This is a genomic window from Acinetobacter sp. P1(2025), from assembly GCF_051390655.1.
Lineage (GTDB): Bacteria > Pseudomonadota > Gammaproteobacteria > Pseudomonadales > Moraxellaceae > Acinetobacter > Acinetobacter junii.
In genome coordinates this window covers 39,642-46,283 of record NZ_JBPKBJ010000027.1, presented here as the reverse complement: position 1 = coordinate 46,283, position 6,642 = coordinate 39,642, and the positions used below count along the sequence as shown (strand labels likewise).

Sequence of the window (6,642 nt, the reverse complement as noted above, 5' to 3'; positions counted from 1 at the left end):
AAGCAAATAAATCGGGAAATTAGTAAACGTCGTATTCGAATTGAACACGTCAATGGAAAATTAAAGACCTTTAGAATTCTGGCTACACGTTATCGAAATAGGCGTAAACGCATGGGTTTACGTCTGAATTTAATTGCTGCAATTTACAACATGGAGTTGGTTGAAAAATGATTTTTGCAAGAGGTCTATTATTTACGGTTGCTTGAATAAAGTGTTTAACACCAAATTGATCTTTTACGCTGATACTTTGCTTTAACATCTATTCACCTTTATAAAATTTTTAGAAATAATCAAAAAACAATGTTTTAATTTTATTCAAATAACCTTTTGATTAAATTTAAATAATTGATTTAAAGAAGTATAAAAGGTACGACCATCTAAGTTTAAATCAACTTCAATACCTGATTGTAAAAGGACTTTTTTCCCAACTTCAATTTTTTTTAAACCTTGACGCGTACTTTGCATTTTATTTATAGGAATTAATGAAACTATAATTTCAGTACCATTTGGAGATTTTGCAATCAAATCATGTGTTTCTAACAATTGATATCCTTTTTTTAATTTTGATCTAAAAAAACAAGTTTTAAATTATAAAAAGTACGAGTTGGTACTTTTTATAATTTTTTATTCATTAGAGGGCTGTAATATTTACAGCATTTGGTCCTTTTTGACCTTGAGCTATACTGAATTCAACCATTTGACCTTCAAATAAGGTTTTAAATCCTGAATTCGATATCTCGCTGAAATGAGCAAAAACATCTGGACCTGATTCTTGTTGAATAAAACCAAAGCCTTTAGTTTCATTGAACCACTTTACAGTACCTTTAACCGTATTTGAGTTTGACATAATATATCCTATTGATTTTTAATGGTTTATTTAAAATATTGTAACTTTGAAAATAATAAATAATGAAACTTAAAATCTAAAAAACGAAGGATTATTACTAAAACTACGATACTGCAAGAAGATTTACCGAGACAAAACTTTTTTCTAGTTAAGCTGAGTATACACTAAAAAATAAGATTAACTTATATATATATTTATTATTCTTATTAATATGTATAAATAATTGAATTTATTATAATAATGATGATCTGTGAATGGGTTATTTAGATCCATAATCATAGAATTGTATTTTAATTTATTGAGTGCTGTTTTTAAATATATAAAAACCATAGGGTTATACAAAGTTGGTCTTAAAGTAATGATAGAGTTTGGCTGTGATTAATTCTGATTAAGAAAAATATTTGTTGTAAAGCTTAATGTGGTTCATATCTCGACATTTAACGTAGTCGGCGTTACACAAATCTCAGTTCATCACACTTCTTACATTCCAACATCACCCCTAACTTTTCCTTACGCCCTTGCTCCGTCAACACCCAAGGGCGATTTTGCCACGGTGGATCATGGCGCACATGCTGCGTATGACCACAAGCGAGATCAGCTACAAAATATCCTTCGTCATCGAGATGAAAACCAACAATGGCTTGTTGCATTTATTCACTCAAACTTTCGAGTTTAGAATCCTCTAAACCCTTTAAAAAACGATGGCATAGATTATGAATTGCCACCAAATCATTCGGATCAACACCTAAAGAGCAGGCGAGTTTAAAAGGAATTAAGGTAATTTCATCTTTTGCAGCAATTGCTTTTTCCAGCAAGATTACCTTCTTCATACGCTCATCTTCTTTTACCGCAATGCGCTTTAAAAATTGCTTTTCTTCAAGTTTTTTAATAATTGGCGTCAGCGTGCCTGAATCAAAAAAGGTCTTTTGTCCAATTTCAGACAACGTCACATTGTCCTTTTCATACAAAGCCAACAGTACGATAAATTGAGGATAGGTTAGGTCGTATTCCTGAAGTAAGGGACGATATTGACGAATCATTGCATTGGTCGCGGAATACATTGCAAAACACACTTGATTATCCAAGTAAGAAAATTCAGTCATGCTTTACTCCTCAAGGTCACCTTTGCGAGCTCACAGTATAGTTTGGTTAACAGGAAAAGTATATTGTGCGTAATTAACTTGCATGCAAGATAATTGTATGCAATATTAATTCACATGGCTGAACAAATAGACAAAGCTATTAAGCAAATAAGATTGATTGAATCAGAGCGAGATGTTGTATGACCACAATTTATGATTTTCAGGCTGAACTTTTAGAAGGCGAGCAAAAGAACCTTGCAGACTATCAAGGCAAAGTTTTATTGGTAGTGAACACTGCAAGTCAATGTGGCTTAACCCCACAATTTGAAGGACTTGAGAAGCTATATCAAGACTATCAACAACAAGGTTTGGTGATTTTAGGCTTTCCATGTAATCAGTTTGCTAACCAAGACCCATCAAGCAATGAAGAAATTGGCAGCTTCTGTCAACGCAACTATGGTGTGTCATTTCCTATGTTTGCCAAAGTCGATGTGAATGGTTCAAATGCACATCCGATTTATAAATACCTCACCTCAGAAGCCAAAGGTATTTTAGGTAGTGAAAGCATCAAATGGAATTTCACCAAGTTTTTGATTAATCAAAATGGCGAAGTGATTAAACGTTATTCTCCAACGACCAAACCTGAAAAAATTGGCAAAGATATTCAAAAACTTTTGGCTTAATTCGACGCTGAAAGCGAATGTTGCACGAATTACTGGCGATGAAATCATTTGCCAGTAATTTTATAATTTTTATCACTCAGAAAACCGTCTATTAAAATAAATAGAATCTAGTGATCTGAATAAATTAGAATTTTTTAGATTTAAGAATTACATAACTTGTTTAAACATCATCACTAAACTTCGCTATACTTTTTGCCAAGATTAAAAATACGAGCGTCAAATTATGCGTGTACTTGTAGTGATGGACCCAATCGAAACGGTAAATCTTAAGAAAGATTCCACGATGGCAATGTTATGGGCGGCAAGTCGTCGCGGGCATGAATTGGGTTATGCATTACAACACGATTTATATATTGATCAAGGTAAAGCATTTGGTCTGATTGCACCGCTTAAAGTCTTTGAAGATTATGATCATTATTATGAGTTGGGTGACAAGCGCAAAGAGTCATTGGCTGACTACGATGTGGTGTTGATGCGCAAAGACCCGCCATTTGACATGAATTTTGTCTATACCACTTATATTTTGGAACAAGCAGAACGTGAAGGCGCGTGGATTATTAACAAACCCCAATCCCTACGCGACTGCAATGAAAAATTATTTGCAACTCAATTCTCAGAACTTCAAGTGCCCACTTTAGTGACTTCACAACAAAGCCTGATTCGTGAATTTATTAAAGAACATGGCGATGTGATCGTAAAACCACTCGATGGAATGGGTGGAATGGGGATTTTCCGTTTATATCAAGATGGCGTAAATATCGGTTCAACTCTAGAAATGCTCACCGAAATGGGCACACGTCCAATCATGGCGCAACGTTATATTCCTGAAATCGTCGAAGGAGATAAGCGTATTTTGATGGTGAACGGTGAACCTGTACCGTATTGTTTGGCGCGTATTCCGCAAAATGGCGAAGTGCGTGGTAACTTGGCTGCGGGTGGTCTAGGTCAGGCGCGTCCACTCACTGAAAATGATAAAATGATCGCAGCAAAAGTGGGTCCTTTCCTGCGTGAAAAAGGCTTAGTTTTTGTCGGTCTTGATGTGATTGGTAATTATGTGACAGAGATTAATGTCACGAGCCCAACCTGTATCCGTGAGATTGATGCACAATTTGGGACGTCGATTGCAGACGATCTATTCAATGTCTTAGAAGCAGGTCGTTCAAATTAATCGAGCTGTTATATTTTGACCCAAATGCCCATTTGTTTTTTGCGAAAATTAACATGCGAATGGGCATTTAGATGTCGACAGAACCATGTTTTTGGCAAACAATTGAAAAAAGCTACGCTTTCTGTTGTAAACAGGTGAAATTCGCTTTTCGTGAATGAAGCTTTAGGATTAAAATAACTCCCGAAAACAATAGACGATAACCTTCTTTTTTGAGTTGAAGAATTAGACCGTGACCAATTCGCCACAGAACAAACCCAAACATGTCATGATGATGGCCGCTGGTACAGGTGGACATGTCTTTCCAGCACTTGCAGTTGCGAAACAACTTCAACAAGAAGGTTGCCAAGTCTCATGGTTAGCGACACCATCGGGTATGGAAAATCGCTTACTCAAAGATCAAAACATTCCAATCTATCAAATTGATATTCAAGGTGTACGCGGTAATGGTTTAGTCCGTAAACTCAGCGCACCTTTTAAAATATTAAAAGCGACCTTAAGCGCTATGCGCTACATGAAACAGTTGAAAGTTGATGCAGTTGCAGGCTTTGGTGGTTATGTCGCAGGGCCAGGTGGTTTAGCTGCACGTTTACTAGGTATTCCTGTATTAATTCATGAGCAAAATGCGATTGCAGGATTTACCAACACCCAATTGGCTCGTATTGCCAAAACCGTGTGTCAGGCATTTCCAAATACTTTCCCAAACAGTGATAAAGTCGTCACCACAGGTAATCCTGTACGTGCGGAAATTAGTTCGATTTTGAATCCTTCTTGGCGTTATCAGACCCGAGAGCAGGAGCATCAACCGATTAGCATCTTGATTGTGGGAGGGTCATTGGGGGCACAAGCGTTGAATGAACGCCTACCCGCAGCATTGAAAAAAATAAATGCGCCTCTCAATGTATTCCATCAATGTGGTCAGAACCAACAGGATGTCACGCTTGAGCGTTATCAAGATGCGCCAGCGACACTAAAAGTTGATGTTCAGCCATTCATTCATGATATGGCAAAGGCGTATAGTGAAGCAGATTTGATTATCTGTCGTGCGGGTGCGTTAACCGTCACAGAGGTTGCGACAGCAGGGGTTGCTGCTGTTTTTGTTCCACTACCGATCGCTGTAGATGATCACCAAACTGCAAATGCGAAGTTTTTAGCAAATGTTGGTGCGGCTAAGATTTGTCAGCAAGCAGAAATGACACCTGATGTGTTAGATAAACTGCTAAGTAGCTTGATCAATCGTCAGTTACTTTCTGAAATGGCAGTTAAAGCACGTCAACAAGCACAACCAAATGCTACACAGCATGTGGTTGATCTGATTAAAAAATTGTAATTCGAGTCCATCTATGTCACCTACAAATCCAAACCAAGCCAAAAAGCTAATCAAAGTGCCTGAAATGCGCCGTATTAAAAACATCCACTTTGTTGGTATTGGTGGTGCGGGGATGTGCGGTATCGCTGAGGTATTAGCCAACCAAGGTTATAAAATTTCAGGTTCAGACATTAAAGCCTCAAAAACCACAGCGCAACTCGAAGCGAATGGCGTTAAAGTCTTTATTGGACATAGCGCTGACAATATTAAAAATGCCAACGTTCTTGTTGTTTCAACAGCGATTGATCCTGAAAATCCAGAGATTAAGGCCGCTATTGAACAACGTACACCGATTGTACGTCGTGCTGAAATGCTTGGTGAGTTGATGCGTTATCGTCATGGTATTGCAGTCGCAGGTACACATGGTAAAACCACAACGACTAGCTTATTAACAACGATGTTGGCGGAAGAAAATCTTGACCCGACATACGTGATTGGTGGATTGCTGAATAGTACAGGGGTAAATGCGGCACTGGGTGAAAGCCGTTTTATCGTGGCAGAAGCGGATGAGTCAGATGCTTCATTCTTATATTTGCAGCCAATGGCCGCGATTGTGACCAACATCGATGCCGATCATATGGACACTTATGAAGGTAGTTTCGATAAATTAAAAGATACCTTTATTCAATTCCTACATAACTTGCCGTTCTATGGCTTGGCTGTGGTATGTGGTGATGATGCCAATATTCGCGAAATTTTACCGCGTGTTGGGCGTCCAGTACTGACCTATGGTTTTAATGAAGATAATGATGTACGTGCCGTTGACGTTGAACAAGATGGTATGCGCTCACATTTCACTGTATTGCGTAAAGATCGTGAGCCATTACGTGTCACGATTAACCAACCAGGTTTACACAATGTCCTAAATGCACTTGCGGCGATTGGTGTTGCGACAGATGAAGGTGTTTCTGATGGTGCGATTTGTCGTGCTTTAGAAGGCTTTAGCGGTGTTGGTCGTCGTTTCCAAGTTCAAGGTGAATTTGAGGTTGGTGAAGGCACTGTTAAACTCGTTGATGATTATGGGCATCATCCAAAAGAAGTTGAAGCAACGATTAAAGCAGCGCGTGCCAGTCATCCAGATCGCCGTTTAGTCATGATGTTCCAACCACATCGTTTTAGTCGTACTCGTGATTGCTTTGATGACTTCGTGGATGTTCTTTCGCAAGTTGATCAACTTTTATTGTTAGAAGTTTATCCAGCGGGTGAAAAGCCGATTGTGGGTGCAGACAGCCGTGCTCTTGCGCGTAGTATTCGTTTGCGCGGTCAGGTTGAGCCGATTTTAGTTGATCCTGTTGAAGGAAATTTACCAAACGTTTTGCAAAAAGTGTTACAAGCGAATGACCTGTTATTAACACAAGGTGCGGGTAACGTCGGTGCAATTTCGGTAGAATTGGCTCAGCATCGCTTGTATGCCCAATAGTTTTAGAAAATTCCTCCCAACCTTCTTTTAATAAAGGGCGGAGTTTCCCTCTTTCATAAAGATGGGGCGGGAAGAT

9 protein-coding genes are annotated in these 6,642 nt (G+C 38.5%); 5 read left to right on the top strand and 4 right to left on the bottom strand.

Annotated elements, in window-relative coordinates; all coding sequences use genetic code 11:
- Positions 1-171 (top strand): transposase (locus ACSC97_RS08725; RefSeq protein ID WP_368572166.1); only part of this gene is annotated, 171 nt, incomplete at its 5' end.
- Between the two features lie 144 nt (positions 172-315).
- Here the strand turns inward: ACSC97_RS08725 and ACSC97_RS08720 are convergent.
- The 4 genes from ACSC97_RS08720 to ACSC97_RS08705 form a co-directional block, all read right to left on the bottom strand.
- Complete coding sequence (locus tag ACSC97_RS08720; protein ID WP_436660460.1) at positions 316-543, bottom strand: hypothetical protein; 228 nt, start codon at positions 541-543, stop codon at positions 316-318.
- A gap of 88 nt (positions 544-631) precedes the next feature.
- Positions 632-847 carry a cold-shock protein gene (locus ACSC97_RS08715; RefSeq protein WP_004951274.1) on the bottom strand — a complete coding sequence of 72 codons (216 nt, stop codon included), beginning with the start codon at positions 845-847 and terminating at the stop codon, positions 632-634.
- A gap of 452 nt (positions 848-1,299) precedes the next feature.
- Positions 1,300-1,497, bottom strand: a complete 198-nt coding sequence (locus ACSC97_RS08710) for a DUF3565 domain-containing protein (RefSeq protein ID WP_168154617.1) — start codon at positions 1,495-1,497, stop codon at positions 1,300-1,302.
- Positions 1,498-1,950 carry a MarR family winged helix-turn-helix transcriptional regulator gene (locus tag ACSC97_RS08705; protein WP_168154616.1) on the bottom strand — a complete coding sequence of 151 codons (453 nt, stop codon included), beginning with the start codon at positions 1,948-1,950 and terminating at the stop codon, positions 1,498-1,500.
- 179 nt (positions 1,951-2,129) lie between these two features.
- On the opposite strand from ACSC97_RS08705, the gene ACSC97_RS08700 reads away from it, so the two are divergent.
- The 4 genes from ACSC97_RS08700 to murC all read left to right on the top strand — a co-directional run bounded on the left by ACSC97_RS08700 (position 2,130) and on the right by murC (position 6,566).
- On the top strand, positions 2,130-2,612 hold the full coding sequence (locus ACSC97_RS08700) for a glutathione peroxidase (RefSeq protein WP_004951282.1): 483 nt from the start codon (positions 2,130-2,132) through the stop codon (positions 2,610-2,612).
- 223 nt (positions 2,613-2,835) lie between these two features.
- On the top strand, positions 2,836-3,780 hold the full coding sequence (gene gshB, locus ACSC97_RS08695) for a glutathione synthase (protein ID WP_436660457.1): 945 nt from the start codon (positions 2,836-2,838) through the stop codon (positions 3,778-3,780).
- Positions 3,781-4,009: 229 nt separating this feature from the next.
- Entirely contained in the window at positions 4,010-5,107 is a 1,098-nt protein-coding gene (gene murG / locus ACSC97_RS08690) for an undecaprenyldiphospho-muramoylpentapeptide beta-N-acetylglucosaminyltransferase (RefSeq protein WP_005403409.1), read from the top strand.
- A gap of 13 nt (positions 5,108-5,120) precedes the next feature.
- Positions 5,121-6,566 carry a UDP-N-acetylmuramate--L-alanine ligase gene (gene murC, locus ACSC97_RS08685; protein WP_004951289.1) on the top strand — a complete coding sequence of 482 codons (1,446 nt, stop codon included), beginning with the start codon at positions 5,121-5,123 and terminating at the stop codon, positions 6,564-6,566.
- The last annotated feature ends 76 nt before the right edge of the window (positions 6,567-6,642 follow it).